Raw genomic sequence first — 21,895 nt, 5'->3', positions numbered from 1 at the left:
GGTGCACAAGCAACTAGTGCTCAGCAAGATGGTGCGCTCGAAGTGGCAGTGCTGGTCTCCGTGGGCCGCCACCCCGTGACCGGGCGCGCCCGGCGCGCCGATCAGGACGCCCGCGGCGTGGAGCTGGCCCTGTCCCTCGCTGGGGCGCGCATCTCCCTGCTGCACGCCGGCGCGCTCGACGAGGAGAGCGAAAGTGCCTTGCGCGGCTATCTGGGCATGGGCTTCTCCGCCTTGACCCTGGTCGAGCAGCTGCCTGGTGCCGACGTGGTTCCCGCTCTGGCCGACAGGCTGAGTGCAGCACGGCCGCAGCTGGTGATCGCCGGCGAGCGCGCCGAGCAGGGCGAAGGCTCCGGCATGCTGCCTTACCTGCTGGCCGAGCGTCTTGGCTGGCCGCTGGTCGGTGGTCTGGCTGCCGTGGAAAAGGTCGAGAATGGCGTAGCTACCCTGCTCCAGGCCCTGCCTCGCGGCCAGCGCCGCCGGCTGCAGGTGCGGCTGCCGGCCATCGTCACCGTCGACGCTGCCGCCGCCGCGGCCCGCCAGAGCGCCTTCGGCCCGGCCCAGCGCGGTGAGATCGAGGCCGAGTCGGCAGCGGTCGAGTGGGATGAGGCACAGCCGGAGTGGAACGTGACACCGGCCCGCAAGCGTCCCAAGCGGCTCAAGATCGTCAAGGCGGCCTCGGCGCGGGATCGCTTCAAGGCCGCCGCGGCCAAGGCCGAAGGCGGCAGTGGCCAGGTGTTGACCGACGTGACCCCGGAGCAGGGCGCCGAGGCGATCTTCAAGCTGCTCAAGGACGAGGGCGTTCTGCGCTAGCTTTCGATAACGCATTCACGATAACGCCCTAACCCAACAACGACCCCGGCCTTGGCCGGGGTCGTTGCGTTGGGGGGCGGTATTGGCGGAGATAGGCAGCACCCAGGGCAAGTGGCACACACGCCAACTGCGCACCGGCGGCGGGCCTTGCATCGCTTGCGACAGCGATCCAACCGATTGGTCTCTTGGAGCTTGGAGCTTGGAGTTTGACTTATTGTCTTCCCCAACAAGAAGACCCCGGCCAAGGCCGGGGTCGCGTGGTGGTTTCTTGCGTGAGGTCGATGGTGTATCAGGCCGGCTTGGCGGCCGCCAGTCCGCGCTGCTCTTCCCTCAGCCCCTTGACCAGGCAGTAGGCCATGCCCAGCAGTACCAGGGTGAAGGGCAGCCCGGTGGCCACGGCGCCGGCTTGCAGGGCGCCCAGTGCGGTGCTGCCGCCGCCGTACAGCAGGATACCGGCGATCACGCCTTCCAGCACCGCCCAGAACACGCGCTGGCCGCGGGGGGCATCGGTCTTGCCGCCGGCGGTGATGTTGTCGATCACCAGCGAGCCGGAATCCGACGAGGTGATGAAGAAGATCAGCACCAGCAGGATCGCCAGACTGGAGGTCAGGGTGGTCAGCGGCAGGTGCTCGAGCATCTGGAACATCGCCAGCGAGACGTCGCTGATGCCGTCGGCCAGGGCGCCCACACCGGCCGCCGACTGAGTCAGGGCGGTGCCGCCGAAGGCGCTCATCCACACCAGCGTGACCAGGGTCGGCACCAGCAGCACGGCGATCAGGAACTCACGTACCGTACGCCCGCGGGAGACCCGCGCGATGAACATGCCGACGAAGGGCGACCAGGAGATCCACCAGGCCCAGTAGAACACGGTCCAGCCGTGGTACCAGGTGGTGTCGTCGCGACCGATCCAGTTGGAGAGCGGCACGACGTGGCTGACGTAGGCGAAGGTGGTGTGCCACAGGTTGTTGACGAACAGCAGCACACCGCCGGTGATAATCACGAAGGTGAGCAGGCCCAGGGCAAGCATCATGTTGATCTTGGAGAACAGCTTCACACCGCCGTCGATACCGCGCCACACCGAGAACAGGGCCACGGCGGTAACCACCACGATGATCGCCAGCTGGGTGCCGATGGTGTTGGGCACGCCCCACAGGTAGTTGAGGCCGCCTGCCGCCTGGGAGGCACCGAAGCCCAGCGAAGTGGCCAGGCCGAAGATGGTGGCCAGTACCGCGACGATGTCGATGATGTGGCCGAACCAGCCGCGTACCCGCTCACCGAGGATCGGCGTGAAGGCCGAGCGCAGGGTCAGCGGCAGGCCGCGATTGTAGGCGAAGAAGGCCAGCGACAGCCCCACCACGCCGTAGATTGCCCAGGGGTGCAGGCCCCAGTGGAACATGGTGGCGCCGATGGCCGCGCTGGCGCCGGCCGGGGTGTGCGCCTCGGCATTGAGCGGGGTGCCGTACCAGTCGGTGTAGTAGGCCACCGGCTCGGCCACGCTCCAGAACATCAGGCCGATGCCCATGCCCGCGGCGAACAGCATGGCGAACCATGAGGTAGTCGAGTACTCGGGGCGGGCCTGACTGCCGCCCAGACGGATGCGCCCCAACGGCATGACGATCAACGCCAGGCACAGCAGCACGAAGAGGTTGCCGGCAATCATGAACAGCCAGTCGAAATACTCGATGGAGAAGCCACGGGCCGCAGTGAGATGGCTGTTGGCGGCATCGGGATAGACCAGGGCGTAGAGGATGAAGGCCAGGATGGCCACGGCCGAGAGTGGGAACACGGGATGGTGGAAGTCCATCCCCAGCACCTGGGCGTTGTCCTGCCCGGGTTTGAGGATTGGCACATCGTCATGCTTCATGGGGATTCCTCGCATGTTGTTGTTAGCATCCGCAAGCGGCAGGCGCTCCCGGGCGAATCATTGTTGGGCCAGGGCGGCGAGGGGTATGTCGTGAAAGCGACCTCCAGCTATCCATTGGCTCATTGCCGCGGCGACGTGTCTCGCGCAGGCAAGTGGAGGTCTCTGTGGGGCAAGTGCCACTTGGTGGAGGGCATAGGCTGAAGCGGCGGAATGTGCCGCCCCATGACAACAAATGCACTGGAGCCAGCCATGAGCCAAGCCAACCGAGGAGTCGTCTACAAGGGCCCGGGTAAGGTCGATGTCGAATCCATCCCCTATCCGGAACTCGCCCTTGGCAATCGTAAATGCGACCACGGCGTGATCCTGAAGGTGGTCACCACCAATATCTGCGGCAGCGACCAGCACATGGTGCGTGGCCGTACCACTGCGCCCGCCGGCCTGGTGCTGGGCCACGAGATCACAGGCCTGGTAGTCGAGTGCGGACGCGACGTCGAATTCATCAAGCCGGGCGACCTGGTCTCGGTGCCCTTCAACATCGCCTGCGGGCGCTGCCGTAACTGCAAGGAAGGCCGCACCGGGATCTGTCTCAACGTCAACCCGGCGCGCCCCGGTGCCGCCTATGGCTACGTCGACATGGGCGGCTGGGTCGGTGGCCAGACGGAATACGTCATGGTGCCCTACGCCGACTTCAACCTGCTGAAGTTCCCCGACACCGATCAGGCCATGGACAAGATCCGTGACCTGACCCTGCTCTCGGACATCTTCCCCACCGGCTTCCACGGCTGCGTGACGGCCGGCGTCGGTCCGGGCAGCACCGTCTATATCGCCGGAGCCGGCCCGGTGGGCCTGGCGGCGGCGGTCTCGGCCCAGCTGCTTGGTGCGGCCTGCGTGATCGTCGGCGACATGATCGAGGAACGCCTGGCCCAGGCGCGCAGCTTCGGCTGTGAAACCATCGATCTGACCCAGGATGGCGACATGGCCGACAAGCTCGAGGCGATTCTCGGCGAGCGCGAAGTCGATGCCTTCGTCGACTGCGTCGGCTTCGAGGCCCATGCCTGTGGCTGCAACCACGGCAAGGAAGCGCCCGCCACCGTGCTCAACTCGGCGATGCAGATGACCCGTGCTGGCGGCCAGATCGGCATCCCGGGCCTCTACGTGACCGAGGATCCGGGTGCCGTCGACGACGCCGCCAAGCAGGGCGCGCTGAGCATGCGCTTCGGCCTCGGCTGGGCCAAGTCTCACTCCTTCCATACCGGCCAGTGCCCGGTGATGAAGTATCACCGCCCGCTGATGCAGGCGATCCTGTTCGAGAAGGTCAAGATCGCCGACGCGGTCAACGTGCAGATAATCTCGCTGGATCAGGCACCACAGGGCTATGCCGATTTCGACGGTGGTGCGGCGAAGAAATTCGTCATCGATCCCCACGGCAGCGTAGCTGCGTAAGTAAGCTTGGTGACGTAAGGAGTAGCCCGAGCTGGCCGACGCCGCACCTTGAAAGCGGCGCCGCCAGCCATTTTCGTTATTCGACCCATGCGCAGCGTGGCCGCCTGACAGCCGAGCGGGTAATCTAGCGGAGCGAACGACGGTAGCGGGAGATGAGAGAGATGATGTACGCCGACTTGATCGATGCGGAGGACTTCCGTCAGCGCCTGGTGGCGCTGGGCATCGACCTGCCTGCCGATGCCGACCCCGACACCTGCGCCCGGCTTGTCGCCCAGCGGCAGGCCGAGTCGGAGGTGCCCGGTCTGGAGGCGCTGGTCGCCGAGCTGGAGGCGCAGACCGGCGTCATGCTGCCCGAGGTGCGCGAAGCGCTGGTGAATCATCTGCGGCCAATCGCGGGTTAGCCATCGGCACGCGCCCGCAACACTGTCGGCTTTTGTTCGAACCCGAGTGAAACAAATCGCCCCCGGCCTTGGCCGGGGGCGATTTCTTTCACATCACGAGGAGTAGGTGGGGCCTAGCCCTTCACCACCTGCAGGTGAGGGGCGCTGTGGCCCAGGTTCTCCTGCATCCGCTCGCTGTACCAGTCGATGAAGTCGATCACGCCGAACTCGTAGGTCTCCGAGTAGGGGCCCGGCTGGTAAGCCTTGGAGTTGATACCGCGCTGGTTCTCCTCGGCCAGGCGCTTGTCCTGGGCGTTGGTGGCGTCCCATACCCGGCGCATCTCCTCGGGCTTGTAGTCGACGCCCTCCACGGCATCCTTGTGCACCAGCCACTTGGTGGTCACCAGGGTCTCCTGCGGGCCCAGCGGCAGCACGCGGAACACGATGGCGTGGTCACCCATGAAGTGGTTCCAGGAGTTGGGCAGGTGCAGGATGCGCAGCGAGCCCATGTCGGGGCTGGTCAGGCGGCCCATCAGCTTGCTGCAGGCCGGCTTGCCGTCCATGGTCATCGAGACCACGCCATCCAGCAGCGGGGTGCGGGTCAACCGGTTGCGCTTGCCGAAGCGCTTGAGCTGCCAGGGGATCTGCTGCTCGTCCCAGTCCGACTGCTTCTGCGCCACCAATGCCTTGTAGGCGGGCGTGGCACGGGGATCGTCGGTGTCGTCGAACTCCTGCAGCGAGTTGAGCAGCTCAGGGTGGGAACCGTTGCAGTGGTAGCACTCGCGATTGTTCTCGAGTACCAGCTTCCAGTTGGCCTGCTCGACGATGTTCGACTCCACGGCGACCTTGAGGTTGCCCATCTCGTAGGGTTCGAGATAGTGCTCCAGAGTGAGCAGGAAGTCGTCGAGGGCGGGCGGCTGCTCGGCCAGGCTGATGAAGATGAAACCGCCGCCGGTGCGCACGTGGATCGGCTTGAGGCCATAGGCGGAAAGGTCGAAGTTCTCGCCCATGTCGCTGCCGGCGAACAGCAGGCGGCCGTCGAGCTCGTAGGTCCACTGATGGTAGGGGCAGACCAGCTTGGCCACCTTGCCCTTGTCGCTGACGCACAGCCGTGAGCCGCGGTGACGGCAGACGTTATGGAAAGCATGGATGGAGCCGCCGTCGCCGCGTACCAGGATCACCGGGTTGTCGCCGACCTGCAGGGTCACGTAATTGCCCTTGGCGGGAATCTCGCAGGTCATGCCGGCGAACAGCCACTCCTTGCCGAAGATTTCCTGCATGTCCAGGGCGAACAGGCGGGCATCGTTGTAGAACGCCTGGGGCAGCGAGAAGTTGCGCTCGCGCTCGGCGAGCATCGCGACGACGGCTTCACGCGCCGGGTCCAGGGGATCGTCCAGAGTGGTGGGTGAGATCGGATCCATGGAGAGACATCCTCATTGCTGGCCGCGGTGGCGGCATCGGTCGAATTGTTGGTTTTCGCCAGGGAGCGGCATGGTAATTGTCTTGGGTGCCGAGTACGAATACGGCGAGTGTGGATCAGCCTCAGGTCGTTCAGTTGTCTGCCGACGACCCGAAAGCGTTCAGTCGCGACCAGTGGGTGCAGAAAAATCCCCCCAAGTGGAAGCCAGGGGTACGTTCGTGTCGCAGTCAGGCAAGTCGAGGGCTTGCCGGCTGACGCAGAATTCGATCAACGGCAGGCGGTGTTCCGCAGTCGGAGCCTTCCACGCTGATCAATGCCAGGCGACTCGACATGACCATGAACTTTCTCAACCCCGTCACGACCCAGACCTGGACCAACGGCCGCCACATGGTGCGTTGCGTCAAGGTGATCCAGGAAACCTGGGACGTTCGTACCTTCTGCTTCATGGCCGAGCAGCCGGTGCTGTTCTTCTTCAAGCCGGGGCAGTTCGTGACCCTGGAGCTGGAGATCGAAGGCGAACCGATCATGCGCTCCTACACCATCTCCAGTTCACCGTCGATTCCCTACAGCTTCTCGATCACCGTCAAGCGGGTGCCCGGCGGTAAGGTTTCCAACTGGCTGCACGACAACCTGAAGGTCGGCGACGAACTGGCGGTGCATGGCCCGGTGGGCAACTTCAATTCGATCGACTTTCCCGCCGACAAGGTGCTGTTCCTCTCCGGTGGCGTGGGCATCACGCCGCTGATGTCGATGACACGCTGGTTCTTCGACACCAACGCCAACGTCGACGTCGAGTTCATCCACAGTGCGCGCGCCCCGCGGGATGTCATTTACCATCGCGAACTAGTGCACATGTTCTCGCGGATCCCTGAGTTCAAACTGCATATCGTCTGTGAGAAGAAGGACGACATCGGCGAGGCCTGGGCCGGCTATCGCGGGTATTTGACCCAGCCGATGCTCGAGCTGATGGCGCCCGACTACCTCGAGCGGGAGATCTTCTGCTGCGGCCCCACGCCGTACATGAACGCGATCAAGCACATCCTGCGCGAAAACGGCTTCGACATGAGCCGCTACCACGAGGAATCCTTCGGCGCCACGCCGCTTGACGTGCGCGAGGAGGTGCTGGAGCTGGCCGAGCAAGCCGAGGCCGAGGCGGAGGAGATCGATTACGCCGACATGCTCAGCGTCGAGTTCGTCGGCTCGGGCAAGAGCGTACGCATTCAGCCTGGCGAGACGGTTCACTCGGCTGCCGCCAAGCTCGGCTTGCACATCCCCAAGGCCTGCGGCATGGGGATCTGCGGCACGTGCCGGGTAGGGCTCAAGTCCGGGCAAGTGGACATGGAGCACAACGGCGGCATCACCGACGAAGACGTGGCAGAGGGCTATATCCTCTCCTGCTGCAGCAAGCCCCTGGGCGACGTGGTGGTCGACTACTGACGACGGCACCGGCGAGGCTCAGCCGTGGCGTGACTCGTCGAACAGCTCGTCGACGCTGCACACCTCGCCGCAACGGTCCAGCGAATAGCCGGGCAGCTCGCGCACGGCCTGCTGGAACGGCGCGCTGCGGATCATCTCGAGCAGACGTACGACGCTGGGGTCGGCCAGGCTGCTGCGCTGACACAGTAGCAGATAGTGCTCGCTGGCCAGCGGCAGGAAGTCCAGGCCGAACTGACGCGCGGCGGCCTCGACGCCGAAGCCGACGTCGGCCATGCCGGCGGCGATGTAGGCGGCCACCGCGGAGTGGGTGTACTCCTCCAGCTCGAAGCCACGGATGCGCTGCGCCGAGAGGCCCACTTCCCGCAGCAGGATATCGAGCAGCGCCCGGGTGCCGGAAGCCTGCTGGCGGTTGATGAAGCGCACGTCGCCACGCACGAGATCGGCCAGGCCGGCCACACCCTTGGGATTGCCCGGTGCGAGCATCAGCCCCTGACAGCGGGTGATGAAGCGAATGATGCAATGGCTGCGCGGCCGCAGCTGACGGCGGTAGCCCTGCATCAGCGGACCCCGGGTCGCCGAGGTCGGCATGTGGTAGCCGGCCACGTCGCAGGCGCCGCGATTCAGCGCGGCCAGGGCCTCTGCCGGGCTGCAGTACTGTAGATCGAGCTGAAAGTCGCTGGCGAACCTGGGCAGCAGCGCCACTGCATAGCCGTGGCTGGCGTGCATGCGCAGCACCGGTTCGACGCCCTCGAACAGCTGCTGCAGCTCGAGATTGAGCTCCGAGCCCAGGCTCTCCAGCTGCGGACCGAGCCGGGCGGCCACCCGTTGGCGTGCCCACAGCAGCTTGTCGCCCAGTGGAGTGAGCCGTGCGCCGCGCCCCTTTTGCATTTCCACCAGCGTAACGCCGAAGAATTCCGCCCACTTGTTGAGCAGGTTCCAGGCATGGCGGTAGGAGATACCGGCCTCGGCAGCGGCCTCGGTCAGCTTGCCGCTGCGATGGATGCCCTGCAGCAGCCCGAACAGCTGCGGATCCAGGCGGTTGCCGGCCTCGTCGGTGAAGGACCAGGCAGGTTCAATTTTAATACGTTTCATATGATGTGTTTTTCATATTTCGTAACCCAGGCAGGACTGCTACCTTCACAAATACGCACCATCAATGATGCTACGGGCACCTTATCCAATATATGCACTGTAGTACATAAATAAGTGGTACATAACTAGACCGTAACCAGCAGCTTCGAACGTACCGGCGCAAGTCGCCAGAAGATGCGCTCCATACGTTCGCTTCGAGGCCAGGCCATGCTCAACAGCCCATTCCCTTCATGGACGCCCCAGCTGATTCAGGACGAGATCGACGCCCTGAAGCACAAGCCCGGCGCTCTGCTCCCCATCTTGCACGCGATCCAGGACCGCTGCGGCTACGTGCCGCGCGAGGCGGTGCCGCTCATCGCCGAATCGCTGCAGCTCACCCGGGCCGAGGTGCACGGCGTGATCAGTTTCTACCATCACTTCCGCACCACGCCGCCGGGGCGCCACGTGGTACAGATCTGTCGCGCCGAGGCATGCCAGGCGCGGGGCTCACGGGCGCTGGAAATGCACGCGCGGGACACTCTGGGGATCGACTACCACCAGACCACCGCCGACCGCGAGATCACCCTGGAGCCGGTCTACTGCCTGGGCAACTGCGCCTGCGGCCCGTCGCTGCGCGTCGACGATCGCATCCTGGCCCGGGTCACCCCCGAGCGCTTCGACCGGCTGGTCGATGAACTGACCACCCAAGTGCTGAAGGTGAGCTGATGACCACGAAACTCTTCGTTCCCCGCGAGACCACCGCGCTGGCGCTGGGCGCCGACGAGGTCGCCCAGCGCATCGAGGCCGAGGCCGAGGCCCGTGGCGTCGAGATCGAACTGGTGCGCAACGGCTCCCGCGGGCTGTTCTGGCTGGAGCCGCTGGTCGAGGTCGAGACCGCCGCCGGGCGCATCGCCTACGGGCCGGTGGCCCCCGAGGACGTGGCCGGGCTGTTCGATGCCGGCCTGCTCGAAGGCGGTGAGGCATCGTCGCTGTGCCAGGGGCCGGCCGAGGAGATTCCCTATCTACAGGCCCAGCAGCGTCTGACCTTTTCGCGCATCGGTGTCACCGACCCGCTGTCGCTGGAGGACTATTGCGCCCACGACGGCTTCCGCGGCCTGCGCCGGGCGCTTGGTCTCGCTCCCCAGGCCATCGTCGACGAGGTCAAGGCCTCCGGCCTGCGCGGTCGCGGCGGGGCGGCGTTCCCCACCGGCATCAAGTGGCAGACCGTGCTCGACGCCCCCGCCGCGCAGAAGTACATCGTCTGCAACGCCGACGAGGGCGACTCCGGCACCTTCGCCGACCGCCTGGTGATGGAGTGCGACCCCTACCTGCTGATCGAGGGCATGGCCATCGCCGGCCTCGCCGTGGGTGCCACCCAGGGCTACGTCTACCTGCGCTCGGAGTATCCGCTGGCCCAGGAGATCTTCAATGAGGCCATCGCCCGCGCCGAGGCCGCCGGCTATCTCGGTGGCGACATCCTCGGCAGCGGCCGGACGTTCCACCTCGAGGTGCGTCTGGGGGCCGGCGCCTACATCTGCGGCGAGGAGACCTCGCTGCTCGAAAGCCTCGAAGGCAAACGCGGCATGGTGCGCTTCAAGCCGCCGCTGCCGGCCATCGAAGGCCTGTTCGGTCAGCCCACCGTGGTCAACAACGTGCTGTCGCTTGCGGCGGTGCCCTTCATCCTCAGCGACGGCGGGCAAGCCTACGCCGACTACGGCATGGGCCGTTCACGCGGGACCCTGGCGCTGCAGCTGGCCGGCAACGTCCAGCGCGGCGGGCTAGTGGAGCTGGCCTTCGGCACCACCCTGCGCCAGCTGATGGAGGAATTCGGCGGCGGTACCTTCACCGGACGACCGCTGCGTGCGGTGCAGGTAGGCGGCCCCTTGGGCGCCTACCTGCCCGAGAGCCAGTGGGACCTGCCGCTCGACTACGAGGCCTTCGCCGAGGTCGGCGCGGTGCTCGGCCACGGCGGTGTGGTGATGTTCGACGACACGGTGGACATGGCCGAGCAGGCGCGCTTCGCCATGGAGTTCTGCACGGTGGAGTCATGCGGCAAGTGCACCCCCTGCCGCATCGGTGCGGTGCGTGGCGTCGAGGTGATCGACCGCATCCGTGCCGGCGAGCGTCGTGAGGCCAATCTCATACTGCTCGCCGACCTGTGCGAGACCATGGTGGACGGCTCACTCTGCGCCATGGGCGGCATGACGCCCTTTCCCGTACAGAGCGTGATGAAACACTTTCCCGACGATCTGCAGCGCGACGCGCAGCCGCATTGAGCGGGAGGAGGCCCGATATGTTGAACTATTACGATCCCAAGCAGACGCCCGCTCCGCAGCATTTCTTGCCGGAGCGCGACTACGGCACCCCGGCGCGGCTCTCCGAGACGCTGGTCAGCCTCGAGATCGACGGCGTCGCGATCACCGTGCCCGAAGGCACCTCGGTGCTGCGCGCCGCGGCCTTGGCCGACATCAACATTCCCAAGCTGTGCGCCTCGGACAACCTCGAGGCGTTCGGCTCGTGCCGCCTGTGTGCGGTGCAGATCGAGGGCCGGCGCGGCCTGCCGGCCTCCTGCACCACGCCGGTCGCGGCCGGCATGAAGGTCACCACCCAGAACGAGCGGCTGGCCAAGCTGCGGCGCAACGTGATGGAGCTCTACATCTCCGACCACCCGCTGGACTGCCTGACCTGCCCGGCCAACGGCGACTGCGAGCTACAGGACATGGCCGGTGCGGTGGGGCTGCGCGAGGTGCGCTACGGCTTCGACGGCGAGAATCACCTGGACGCCGAGACCGACGACTCCAACCCCTACTTCAGCTTCGACCCCAGCAAGTGCATCGTCTGCTCGCGCTGCGTGCGCGCCTGTGAAGAGGTACAGGGCACCTTCGCCCTGACCATCGAAGGGCGCGGCTTCGAGTCCAAGGTCGCCGCCGGCCAGAGCGAGGCGTTCATGGATTCCGAATGCGTCTCCTGCGGCGCCTGCGTGCAGGCCTGCCCGACCTCGACGCTGATGGAAAAATCGGTGATCGAACAGGGCCAGCCGGAGCACAGCGTGGTGACCACCTGCGCCTACTGCGGCGTGGGCTGCTCGTTCAAGGCCGAGATGCAGGGCGACCGGGTGGTGCGCATGGTGCCGTACAAGGGCGGCGACGCCAACCACGGCCACTCCTGCGTCAAGGGCCGCTTCGCCTTCGGCTACGCCACCCACCCCGACCGCCTGAAGACGCCGATGATCCGCGAGTCGATCGACCAGCCCTGGCGCGAGGTGGGTTGGGAGGAAGCGATCGCTTTCGCCGCCCAGCGGCTCAAGGCGATCCAGGCCAAGTACGGCCGCGAGAGCATCGGCGGCATCACCTCGTCGCGCTGCACCAACGAGGAGACCTACCTGGTGCAGAAGCTGGTGCGTGCGGCCTTCCGCAACAACAACACCGACACCTGTGCCCGGGTGTGTCATTCGCCCACCGGCTACGGCCTCAAGACGACGCTGGGCGAGTCCGCCGGCACCCAGACCTTCGACTCGGTGATGCAGGCCGACGTGATCGTGGTCATCGGCGCCAACCCCACCGACGCCCACCCGGTGTTCGCCTCGCAGATGCGCCGTCGCCTGCGCCAGGGCGCCGAGCTGATCGTCGTCGACCCGCGCCGCATCGACCTGCTCAAGACCCCGCATCATCGCGGCGCCCAGCATCTCGCCCTGCGCCCCGGCACCAACGTGGCGATGATCAACGCCCTGGCCCACGTGGTGATGAGCGAAGGGCTCGAGGATCGCGAGTTCATCGCCAAGCGCTGCGACGCGGCGGGCTATCAGGCCTGGCGCGAGTTCATCCTCGACCCGCGCCATGCGCCGGAGAACGTTGAGGCGATCACCGGAGTGCCCGCCGAGCAGGTGCGCCGTGCCGCGCGCACCTACGCCCAGGCGCCCAACGGCGCGATCTACTACGGGCTCGGCGTCACCGAGCACAGCCAGGGCTCGAGCATGGTGATGGGCATCGCCAACCTGGCCATGGCCACCGGCAACATCGGCCGCGAAGGGGTGGGCGTCAACCCGCTGCGCGGGCAGAACAACGTCCAGGGCTCCTGCGACATGGGCTCCTTCCCCCACGAGCTGCCGGGCTACCAGCACGTCGGCGACCCCGCCGTGCGCGAGCGATTCGAGGCGGCCTGGGGCGTGCCCATCGACGACGAGCCGGGCCTGCGCATCCCCAACATGTTCGATGCCGCCGTGGCCGGCGAATTCAAGGCGCTCTACGTGCAGGGCGAGGACATCGCCCAGTCCGACCCCAATACCCAGCACGTCGAGCAGGCGCTGCGCTCGCTGGAGTGCCTGATCGTGCAGGACATCTTCCTCAACGAGACGGCCAAGTTCGCCCACGTGCTGCTGCCGGGCTCCTCGTTCCTGGAGAAGGACGGCACCTTCACCAACGCCGAGCGCCGCATCAACCGGGTGCGCAAGGTGATGCCGCCGCTGGCCGGCAAGCAGGACTGGGAAGTGACCGTGGATCTGGCCAATGCGCTGGGCTATCCCATGCACTACGACCATCCGTCGCAGATCATGGACGAGATCGCCGGCCTGACGCCGAGCTTCACCGGCGTCAGCTACGCGCGGCTCGACGCGCTGGGCAGCATTCAGTGGCCGTGCAACGAGGCGCACCCCGAGGGCACCCCGACCATGCACATCGAGGACTTCCCCATCGGCCTCGGTCAGTTCGCCATCACCGACTACGTGGCCAGCGACGAGCTCAGCAACCGCCGCTTCCCGCTGCTGCTGACCACCGGGCGCATCCTCTCCCAGTACAACGTCGGCGCCCAGACCCGACGCACGCACAACCAGGCCTGGCACGACGAGGACGTGCTCGAACTGCACCCGGCCGACGCCGAGCTGCGCGGCGTGCGCGACGGCGACTGGGTCGGCATCACCAGCCGCGCCGGCCAGACGGTGCTGCGTGCGCGGATCAGCGACCGCATGCCGCCGGGGGTGGTCTACACTACCTTCCACCATCCGGGCAGCGGAGCCAACGTGATTACCACCGACAGCTCCGACTGGGCGACCAACTGTCCGGAGTACAAGGTGACCGCCGTGCAGGTCGAGAAGGTCAGCCAGCCGTCCGCCTGGCAGCAACAGTTCCAGACCTTCGACCGGCTGCAGCTCGAGCTGCTGCGCGGTGGGAACAAGGACGAAGCGGGCCAGGCTCTCAGCGGAGCGCGTGAATGAGTGACGACCACAGCCGCTGCCGGGTTCCGGTGGACGTGCGCCGGGCCGGCAGCGCCGAGCGGCTGGAGGACAGCATCGCGGTGGAGACGCCGGTGGCGCTGGTCTACAACGGCATCTCCCATGCGGTGATGATGGCCACGCCGGACGATCTCGACGACTTCGCTCTCGGCTTCAGCCTCACCGAGGGCATCCTGCACTCGCCGGATGAGCTTTACGCCATCGAGGTGCGCCAGGAGGATGGCGGCATTGCTGTCCATCTGGAGATCGCCACCCAGCGCTTCATGGAGCTCAAGCAGCGCCGCCGCAGCATGGCCGGGCGCACCGGCTGCGGGCTGTGCGGCACCGAGTCGCTGGAGCAGGCGATCCGTCCCATCGGCCGGGTGGCAGCGCCGGCCATTGACGACGCTGCCATTCAGCAGGCACTGGAGGCGCTGAAGTGGCACCAGCCGCTGCAGCGCGAAACCGGCGCCACCCACGGCGCCGCCTGGTGCGACCTCGGCGGGCAGATCCAACTGGCACGCGAGGACGTCGGTCGCCACAACGCCCTGGACAAGCTGATCGGCGCCATGCTGAGTCGTCGTCTATCGGTGGCGGACGGCTTTGCGCTGGTCTCCAGCCGGGCCAGCTACGAGATGGTGCAGAAGTGCGCCAGCGCCGGCATCGGCTGCCTCGTCGCCGTATCGGCTCCCACCTCGCTCGCCATCGAGCAGGCGCGCCATGCCGGCCTGCTGCTGGTCGGCTTCGCCCGCACGGGGCGCCACGTCATTTATCATCAGCCGGTACGCGAAGCCGTGCCGGTCGTTCAAGCCAGCGGAGGTTGAAGTCGCCATGAGCCGCAGTCAGCTCGATACCCTGATCCACATGGCGAATCAGATCGCCGCCAACAATGCCCACTACGGCGATGTCGCCGCCGAGCGCGTGTATACCCACCTGAAGAAGTTCTGGGCGCGCAGCATGAAGCGCCAGATCGTCGACTATCTCCAACAGGACGGCAGCGAGCTGTCGCCCCTGGCCCGGCAGGCCATCGAGCGGCTGGCACAGAGCCAGAGCGAGACGCATTCGGCGAGCGCCTGACGCCCGATACCGGTCTTTCACGCGCTTTTTCAACGAAAGGAGGCGAGCCCCTCTTTTGCCTTAGCGTGCCTATGGTATATTCGGCCCATGCGTCTCATGGTTCGGTTGGCGACCTCGACAGCGGGCCGATAGGGCCCGGTCCAGGATCTTTGCCCCGGCTTCCATGCGATGACGTCCCCTCGAAGGGAGTCGTGCCATATCCTCATGGCGCGGGCCATGGCGGGTCCGAATAATTCGATCGGCTCGAGTCGACGATAACTCCACTACGCACGGGCAGGGGCTCATGAACAGGGCATTCTTCCAGGCTGCCGCCATGACGGCAGGCTTCTTCGCGTTTGGGCCGACGGCCCAGGCCAATATTCCCGAATCTTCTCATACACTCAATGGCGTGATGCCGGAGCTGCCGACGCTGTGGCAGGTGCTGGACGCGGTGGCGCAGCCCGAAGGGCTGACCGCCGACGAGGTCTGGCTCAGCATCGATCTGCGCAACCGCCGGGTGCGGGTGATGCGCGGCGAGCGTGAGATCAAGCGCATCGAACACCTCGCCTTCGGTGCCGGCGGTGCGGCGCCGCTGCGCGCCAGGGGCAGTTCGATGACGCCGATCGGCGAGTTCCGCGTAGACCGCATCAACCGCGCCTCGCGCTTCGGCCTGTTCTTCGGCTTCGACTATCCCAATGCCCAAGTCGCCGAAGAAGCGCTGCGCAGCGGCAAGATCACCATGCAGGAGTACTGGCACATCGAGAATTACCGGGCGCGCCACGGCCGGGCACCGCATACCACGGCGTTGGGCGGGCTGATCGGGATTCATGGCCTAGGGCAGGGCGACCCCGAGATCCATCGCAGCTTCGACTGGACCGAGGGCTGCGTGGCGGTCAGCAACGAGGAGATTCGTGCACTCGACCCGTGGCTGCGCATCGGCACACGGGTGGTGATCAAGGGCTAGGCAAAGTCTTGTGCAATAGGAGGAGCTGGCGGAAGAGCGTGGGAGTCGAACCCACCAGGGACCGCTGGCAGCCCCTACCAGATTTGAAGTCTGGCCGCCCCACCGGGGGTCGATCCTCTTCCTTGAGCGGTTCTTCATGATAGGCCGTTGCCCTACGGCCACATCTCGGCGTTGCGTATCACGCGTTCGTCTCCGATACGGCGCGTGAAGCCTACCTTATCAAAGAATTCGAGTATGTGAATGGCCAGCTTGCGGCCGGTGCCGATGCGGTCGCGAAAGGCGGACGCACGGATCCTGCCGTGTTCGCGTTCGAGTGCCTGCACGATGGCGGCCATCTCGGCTACCGTGGCGGCCGGGTAGAAGTGGTCGCGACGCACTTGATAGAGCCGGCCGAGACGGGAGCAGGCGATGAGCACCTCGCGGATGCGGGCTTCGTCGAGGCTCTCTTTTGCGAAGCCTTCGCTGGCGGCCAGATCGCGCACTCGCGGCGGTTGGAAGCCAGCCTCGGCGATGTGCGGTTCGAGCCGCTGCCACCGCGCTTCGTCCTCCTCGCCGAGGCTGGCCTGGTGGCCGGGCAGGGCGACGAAGGGGCCGTGGGGCACCAGCTTGCCGCAGGCCACTAGCCGCTCGATCAGCTGCCGGCCCGTCGCTTCGGGTAGCTGCGGAACGGCCTGGCGCGTCAGCCGGCCGCGCTCGGTGCCCAGCATCGAAGGCTCGCGCTCGTGGTTAGTGGCCACGCTGTCGAGCAGCCGGGCTTCCAGGGCTGCGATGGCCTCGGCGGAGAAGACGCGGGTCCGTTCCCGGTTCGGTAGCGTAACGCCACCCAGCGCTGCTACCGCGTCGATCAGCGCTGTCAGCTCGAGGTTGGCGTTGCGTGCCAGGGCGTCGAGATCGACACCGGTCGACTGCAGGCGCAGTCCCGTTTCCAGTAACTCTTGCAGCTGCAGCGGTGTGACGGCAGCGCACTCGGCCAGGGCGGCGAGCCAGGCCAGGCGCTCGGGACGGCGCTGACCGCGGCGCGGCGGGTCGCCTTCCAGCACCGTGGCCCCGCCCAGGGTGATGCCCGCTGCGGGATCGCGAATCACGCAGCGGTCGCCCAGGCAGGCGTGCACCGGCTCATCCAGCACCAGTTGGCCCAGCATGCTCTCACCGGGGGCGAGGTGCTGGCCTTCCAGCAGCGAGAGGCGCCCGCCATAGCGGCCCACGCCTAGGTGTACCTGCACCGGCGTCCAGTGCTTCACGCTCGGGGCCGAGTCGAGCAGCTGCAGTGTCGCGTCCAGGCGGCGTAGTGGCGGTGTCTCGAGCGCGTCGGCAACCAGCCAGTCACCGCGCTGAATGAGGTCGCGGTCGACGTCGCTGCCGGCCAGGTTGAGCGCCACGCGGTCGCCCTGATGCGCCCACTCGCTCTCGCGGTTCTGGCGACGCAGGCCGCGCACCCTGGCCTTATGGCCGCCGAGGGCCAGGCGTAGCGTGTCGCCCTCGTTCACCCGGCCGGCCAGTGCAGTACCGGTCACCACCACGCCGGCGCCGCGCTTGGTAAAGACCCGGTCGACGACGAAGCGAAAATGGCCGCGCACGACGGTGTCGCGCTGCGCCGAGGCCATCGCCCACAGCCGTTCGCGCAGGGCATTCACCCCTTCGCCGCTTGTGCTCGACACCTCGTGAAGCGGCGCCTCGGCCAGCGGCGTGCCGGCCAGCAGAGCGGCGATCTCCTCGCGCACCTGACGGCGGCGCGCGGCGTCGACACGGTCGACCTTGGTCAGTGCCACCAGGCCGCGGTCGAGCCCCAGCAGGGAGAGGATCTGCAGGTGTTCGACGGTCTGCGGCATCACGCCGTCGTCGGCGGCCACCACCAGCAGCACCGTATCGACCCCGGCGCTACCGGCCACCATGTGATGCAGGAAGCGCACATGACCGGGCACGTCGACGAAGCCGAGCTCGACGCCCTCGGCCACCTCGGGATAGGCGAAGCCGGGCTCGATGGTCAGGCCACGTGCTTTCTCCTCCTTCAGCCGGTCGGTGTCGATACCGGTGAGCTGCTGGATCAGGGCGGTCTTGCCGTGGTCGACGTGGCCGGCGGTGCCGACGATCACGGCGTGTCTCCCGGCGGGGCAGCGCCATACAGGCGGGGCAGCTGCTCCAGCTGACCGATGAAGATGGCGATTTCCGCCTCGCCGGCCAGGCAGCGCAGGTCGAGGTGCAAGGCACCGTCGCCGATGCGCCCGATGACCGGGCGCGGCAGCTGGCGCAGGGCGCCTTCCAGGCGATGCAGCTGACGCTCGCGCTGGCGTCGCTGCTCGGCGCGGGGGCGCCATGTCAGGGCCCGGCTTGGCAGCCGGTCCACCGGCAGTGAGCCGCTACCGAGCTGGCTGGCGCAGGGCGCGAGCGTCACTTCGAAGTCGCTGAGCAGACTGCTCACATGGGGCAGCAGGCGTTCGCCGGTGGCGGCGATCTCCGCCTCGGGGCGTGTCAGCAGCGCCAGGGTGGGGATGTCGCGCTCGGGGGCGTCGCTGTCGCGATAGAGGCGCAGGGTGGCCTCCAGCGCCGCCAGGGTCAGTTTGTCCAGACGCAGGGCGCGCTTGAGCGGGTGGCGCTTGATGGTGGCGATGGCTTCCCGGCGGCCGACGATGATGCCCGCCTGGGGGCCGCCGAGCAGCTTGTCGCCGCTGAAGGTGACCACATCGGCGCCGGCGGCGATGGCGTCATTCGGCTGCGCCTCGTAGGGCAGGCCGAGGGCGGTGAAGTCGGCCAGCGCGCCGCTGCCCAGGTCGACCAGCAGGGGGACGCCGTGAGCGTGGGCGATCTCGGCCAGCGTGGGTTCCGGCACGCTCTTGGTGAAGCCGGTGATGGCGTAGTTGGAGGTGTGCGCCTTGACGATCAGCCCGGTGTGCTCGCCGATGGCGGACTCGAAGTCCCGCGGGTGGGTGCGGTTGGTGGCGCCCACCTCGCGCAGCCGGCAGCCGGCCGCCTGCATGATGTCGGGCATGCGGAAGGCACCGCCGATCTCGATCAGCTCGCCGCGGGAGATCAGCGCCTCGCGTCCGGCTCCCAGGGCGCCCAGCGCCAGCAGCACGGCGCCGGCGTTGTTGTTGACCACGGTGGCGGCCTCGGCGCCGGTCAGTTCGCACAGCAGATCCTCGACCAGGCGGTCGCGGTCGCCGCGGCCGCCATCGTCCAGATCGTACTCCAGCGCCATGGGGTGGCGTGCGGCATCGGCCATGGCCGTGATGGCCGCCTCGGCGAGGGTGGAGCGGCCCAGGTTGGTGTGGATCACGGTACCGGTGAGATTGAACACCGCGCGGGAAGCCGGGCGGGCCAGCTCGGTGAGCCGCTCGATGGCGGCGTTGGCCAGGGCGTCGCCATCGACGCTTTCACTGGTCTTCTGGTCAGCGGCGAGCTGCTGGCGGGCCTCGTCCAGGGTCTGGCGCACCGCGCGCCGCACGAGGCGGTGGCCATGCCGGGCGCGGGCGGCGGCCACGGCGGGATGGGCCAGCAGGGTATCCACTGCGGGCAGACGGCGTCGAACGTCCATTGTCGTGCTCATGTCCATGTCAGGGGTCACCCACGTTCTTGTGGGGCGCGGGACTCTCCCCGTGCGCCCCTTCGTGGTTGGGCTCCCTATGGCATAGCATGCCGGACCGGGCGGCGTCCAACCGCCGGCTCAGCCCTCGGCGATCAGCAGCGGGTTGAAGCCGCTGCGTCGGTAGCGCCCCTCCTCGCCCAGCAGCAGGTCCAGCGCCAGGCTGCCCAGGTCGTCGGCCAGCGGCTCGGCCTCGGCGTCCAGCGTGCGGGGGAATATCTTGAGATAGCTGCCGCAGTCGCCGCAGGCCTCGGCCTGGGCCGCCTCGGCAGTCGCTTCGTCTTCCCCTTCGCCCGTTTGCGGCGCCAGGCTCAGGTAGCTGAGCTTGCCGCTCTGCTCGCACACGCTGCACAGGGAGCGTTCGAAGTACCATTGGGTCGCGCACAGGCCGCACTGCAGGTAGCGTACGCCGCTGCAGCTGGCCTCGCTCTCGATCACGCTGGCCACTGGCGGCGAACCGCAGCAGGGGCACAGGGTACGTGTCTCGCCGCTGGGGCGGGCCGGGGCATGCGGCAGCGCCTGCACCAGCCGCTGCCAGGCCACCTGCAGAGCAGCGGCGATCAGCGGCATCAACCCACAGTGCTGCTCGTCACCGGCCTCACCGGCCAGGAGCTGGGCCATGAGCTGCTTCAGCGTGGCGTCGGGCAGTTCGCGCAGGGCGGCGATGAGGGGGCGCTGCGCTTCGCCCACGTGCAGCTCCAGTGCGCCGAGCAGGGCCGTCAGCTCGCCCTGGATGTCGATGTCGCCCTGCAGCGCCTGGGCATTGAGCGGCGGCATGCCGTGCTCCAGCGCCAGGCGAAACGCCTCGGGATCGGGCTGCCAGCCCGTGGCCCGTTCCAGTGCCACCTGCTGGGCGGTGGCCAGCTGGGCCATGAAACCGAGAAACTCCCCCAGCGGTGCGTTGCGCTCGGCCAGCGCCTGCAGGCGCTGGGCGCGCCGGGCGAAATGGTCGTCGCCGGGCAGGCGAACCTCGGGCGGTTGCATGATCCCCGTGGGGGCATTGCCATAGGCGTGGGTCACGGCGACTCCCCTTTGCGGCTTTCGTGGCGGCGGCTTATCTCGCGGTGCTTGCGCTCCTTCTCCATCTCCTCCTCGTACCACAGGTCATGATGATGGCGGGCCCAGGCCTTGCTCACCCGGCCGCGCACCATGGCCTGGAACGAGCCCTTGACCCAGATGCCCGAGTAGATGTGGATGATCAGGGTGATGATGGCGAGAAAGGCGAGGTAGGCGTGGCCCATCGAGGCCAGCCGGCGCAGGGTGATCGGCACTTCTTCACCGACCAGGGGCTGCCACATCAGCACGCCGCTGATCAGCAGCAGCGGTACGCACAGCAGCATGACCCAGTACACCAGCTTCTGGCCGGCATTGTTCTTGCCCACCGGCGGCAGCTTTTCGTCGCGATTGGCCAGTACGTCGTCGATCTGCTTGAGCCACTGCACGTCGTGACGCTTGAACAGGCTCTCCTTGAAGAAGCGGATCGCCATCAGCACGAACAGCAGCGACATGAACAGGCCGATCCAGGGGTGCAGGATGCGGGTCATGGTGGGGCCGCCGAACAGCCCGGTCAGCGACCAGAAGAAGGGGTGAAAGAAGGGCAGCCCGCTGAGCACCAGCAGTACGAAGCTGATGGCGACGAGCCAGTGCAGCAGGCGTGTCCAGACGCCGTAGCGCAGCAGCTGCGGATCCGTCTTGGCCAGGCTCATGGTCGCTCCTCCCGCTCATCTCGTTCTTCTCTGGCCTCCCGCTCCCTCTGGCGGGCCTCGTCGTCGCGCACCGCCTGTTCGTCCTCCTCGCCGTGCTCCTTGGGGCCGGCGGTGGCGTAGTGGAGAAAGCCGGTCAGGGCGGCCAGGCCGATGGCCGCCGAGGCCAGCGGTTTGGTCACGCCTTTCCAGGCGCTGACCATCGGGCTGATGCGGGGATCCTCCGGCAGGGCGCTGTAGAGCCCCGGCTTGTCGGCATGCTGCAGCACGTAGATCACGTGGGTGCCGTCCACGCCCTCGGGGTTGTAGACCCCGGCGTTGTCGTAGCCGCGGCTCTTGAGAAAGTTGGTGCGGGTCTCGGCCAGGTCGAGCATGTCGTCCCGGGTGCCGAACATGATCGAACCGGTGGGGCACGACTTGACGCAGGCCGGCTCCAGGCCGTGGAACACCCGGTCGGAGCACAGCGTGCACTTGTAGGACTTGCCGTCCACCTCCGAAATGCGCGGTACGTCGAAGGGGCAGCCGGTGACGCAGTAGCCGCAGCCGATGCAGTGCTCGGAGTTGAAGTCGACGATGCCGTTGGCGTACTGCACGATGGCGCCGGGTGCCGGGCAGGCCTCGAGGCAGCCGGGGTCGGCGCAGTGCATGCAGTTGTCCTTGCGGATCAGCCACTCCAGGTTGCCCTGCTCGTTCTCGTACTCGTCGAAGCGCATCACCTGCCAGGTATTGGGGGTGAGATCGAGCGGGTTGTCGTACTCGCCGACGTTGTTGCCGACCTCATCGCGCAGGTCGTTCCACTCGGCGCAGGCGACCTGGCACGCCTTGCAGCCGATGCAGCGCGACACGTCGATTAGCTTGGTCACCGGGTCGATGCCCCCCGTTCGCTCCTGGGGCGAGGGCACCGTGGTCGCCGAGCGGGCGATGATGTTCTGCAGATTGACCTGTTCGCCTCTCATCTTGG

Annotated in this window: 18 protein-coding genes and 1 tRNA gene; 10 read left to right on the top strand and 9 right to left on the bottom strand. The window is 67.1% G+C overall.

Annotation, left to right across the window (positions count from 1 at the left end; translation table 11 throughout):
- Positions 1 to 42 precede the first annotated feature (42 nt).
- The gene (gene etfB / locus HOP59_RS18570; protein WP_422676803.1) at positions 43 to 810 is read left to right on the top strand and encodes an electron transfer flavoprotein subunit beta; all 768 of its coding nucleotides are present in this window, start codon (positions 43 to 45) and stop codon (positions 808 to 810) included.
- Between the two features lie 289 nt (positions 811 to 1,099).
- Here etfB and HOP59_RS18565 read toward each other — a convergent pair whose 3' ends face one another.
- Positions 1,100 to 2,674, bottom strand: coding sequence for a BCCT family transporter (locus HOP59_RS18565; protein WP_234254901.1), 1,575 nt, complete (start codon positions 2,672 to 2,674; stop codon positions 1,100 to 1,102).
- Between the two features lie 249 nt (positions 2,675 to 2,923).
- On the opposite strand from HOP59_RS18565, the gene fdhA reads away from it, so the two are divergent.
- Together fdhA and HOP59_RS18555 are read left to right on the top strand one after the other, a co-directional pair.
- Entirely contained in the window at positions 2,924 to 4,117 is a 1,194-nt protein-coding gene (fdhA, locus tag HOP59_RS18560; RefSeq protein WP_234254899.1) for a formaldehyde dehydrogenase, glutathione-independent, read from the top strand.
- A 161-nt stretch (positions 4,118 to 4,278) separates the two neighbouring features.
- Entirely contained in the window at positions 4,279 to 4,518 is a 240-nt protein-coding gene (locus HOP59_RS18555; RefSeq protein WP_010625846.1) for a hypothetical protein, read from the top strand.
- 113 nt (positions 4,519 to 4,631) lie between these two features.
- Here the strand turns inward: HOP59_RS18555 and HOP59_RS18550 are convergent, their stop codons facing one another.
- The gene (locus tag HOP59_RS18550) at positions 4,632 to 5,918 is read right to left on the bottom strand and encodes an aromatic ring-hydroxylating oxygenase subunit alpha (protein ID WP_234254897.1); all 1,287 of its coding nucleotides are present in this window, start codon (positions 5,916 to 5,918) and stop codon (positions 4,632 to 4,634) included.
- Between the two features lie 329 nt (positions 5,919 to 6,247).
- Between HOP59_RS18550 and HOP59_RS18545 the strand changes: the two genes are divergently transcribed.
- A complete protein-coding gene (locus HOP59_RS18545) occupies positions 6,248 to 7,354 on the top strand; it encodes an FAD-binding oxidoreductase (RefSeq protein WP_234254895.1) in 1,107 nt (368 codons plus the stop codon).
- Positions 7,355 to 7,372: 18 nt separating this feature from the next.
- Here HOP59_RS18545 and HOP59_RS18540 read toward each other — a convergent pair whose 3' ends face one another.
- On the bottom strand, positions 7,373 to 8,446 hold the full coding sequence (locus HOP59_RS18540; RefSeq protein WP_191223564.1) for a substrate-binding domain-containing protein: 1,074 nt from the start codon (positions 8,444 to 8,446) through the stop codon (positions 7,373 to 7,375).
- 207 nt (positions 8,447 to 8,653) lie between these two features.
- Between HOP59_RS18540 and HOP59_RS18535 the strand changes: the two genes are divergently transcribed.
- The 6 genes from HOP59_RS18535 (at position 8,654) to HOP59_RS18510 (ending at position 15,651) form a co-directional block, all read left to right on the top strand.
- Positions 8,654 to 9,151, top strand: coding sequence for a formate dehydrogenase subunit gamma (locus tag HOP59_RS18535; RefSeq protein WP_010625842.1), 498 nt, complete (start codon positions 8,654 to 8,656; stop codon positions 9,149 to 9,151).
- The gene (locus tag HOP59_RS18530; RefSeq protein WP_234240439.1) at positions 9,151 to 10,701 is read left to right on the top strand and encodes a formate dehydrogenase beta subunit; all 1,551 of its coding nucleotides are present in this window, start codon (positions 9,151 to 9,153) and stop codon (positions 10,699 to 10,701) included. The genes HOP59_RS18535 and HOP59_RS18530 overlap by 1 nt, the downstream gene beginning before the upstream one ends.
- Before the next feature lie 17 nt (positions 10,702 to 10,718).
- Entirely contained in the window at positions 10,719 to 13,634 is a 2,916-nt protein-coding gene (fdhF, locus tag HOP59_RS18525; RefSeq protein WP_234254893.1) for a formate dehydrogenase subunit alpha, read from the top strand.
- Complete coding sequence (gene fdhD / locus HOP59_RS18520) at positions 13,631 to 14,455, top strand: formate dehydrogenase accessory sulfurtransferase FdhD (protein WP_234254879.1); 825 nt, start codon at positions 13,631 to 13,633, stop codon at positions 14,453 to 14,455. Before fdhF ends, fdhD begins: the two co-directional genes overlap by 4 nt.
- A gap of 7 nt (positions 14,456 to 14,462) precedes the next feature.
- Entirely contained in the window at positions 14,463 to 14,708 is a 246-nt protein-coding gene (locus HOP59_RS18515) for a formate dehydrogenase subunit delta (protein ID WP_010625838.1), read from the top strand.
- A gap of 283 nt (positions 14,709 to 14,991) precedes the next feature.
- Complete coding sequence (locus HOP59_RS18510) at positions 14,992 to 15,651, top strand: L,D-transpeptidase (protein WP_010625837.1); 660 nt, start codon at positions 14,992 to 14,994, stop codon at positions 15,649 to 15,651.
- A gap of 26 nt (positions 15,652 to 15,677) precedes the next feature.
- On the opposite strand, the gene HOP59_RS18505 is transcribed toward HOP59_RS18510, so the two are convergent.
- From HOP59_RS18505 to fdxH, 6 genes are all read right to left on the bottom strand, one after another.
- Positions 15,678 to 15,773: transfer RNA gene (locus HOP59_RS18505), tRNA-Sec, on the bottom strand.
- Between the two features lie 30 nt (positions 15,774 to 15,803).
- On the bottom strand, positions 15,804 to 17,744 hold the full coding sequence (selB, locus tag HOP59_RS18500) for a selenocysteine-specific translation elongation factor (protein WP_234254878.1): 1,941 nt from the start codon (positions 17,742 to 17,744) through the stop codon (positions 15,804 to 15,806).
- A complete protein-coding gene (gene selA, locus HOP59_RS18495; RefSeq protein WP_010625835.1) occupies positions 17,741 to 19,183 on the bottom strand; it encodes an L-seryl-tRNA(Sec) selenium transferase in 1,443 nt (480 codons plus the stop codon). The genes selB and selA overlap by 4 nt, the downstream gene beginning before the upstream one ends.
- 129 nt (positions 19,184 to 19,312) lie before the next feature.
- Complete coding sequence (fdhE, locus tag HOP59_RS18490) at positions 19,313 to 20,251, bottom strand: formate dehydrogenase accessory protein FdhE (protein WP_234254877.1); 939 nt, start codon at positions 20,249 to 20,251, stop codon at positions 19,313 to 19,315.
- Positions 20,248 to 20,937: a formate dehydrogenase subunit gamma gene (locus HOP59_RS18485; protein WP_234254876.1), complete on the bottom strand. Its 690-nt coding sequence runs from the start codon at positions 20,935 to 20,937 to the stop codon at positions 20,248 to 20,250. The genes fdhE and HOP59_RS18485 overlap by 4 nt, the downstream gene beginning before the upstream one ends.
- Positions 20,934 to 21,890, bottom strand: coding sequence for a formate dehydrogenase subunit beta (fdxH, locus tag HOP59_RS18480; RefSeq protein ID WP_010625832.1), 957 nt, complete (start codon positions 21,888 to 21,890; stop codon positions 20,934 to 20,936). Before fdxH ends, HOP59_RS18485 begins: the two co-directional genes overlap by 4 nt.
- Between the last annotated feature and the right edge of the window lie 5 nt (positions 21,891 to 21,895).

Source organism: Billgrantia aerodenitrificans, from assembly GCF_021404405.1.
In the GTDB taxonomy this organism is placed as follows: Bacteria; Pseudomonadota; Gammaproteobacteria; order Pseudomonadales; family Halomonadaceae; genus Halomonas; species Halomonas aerodenitrificans.
This window is presented reverse-complemented; position numbering and strand designations above follow the sequence as displayed.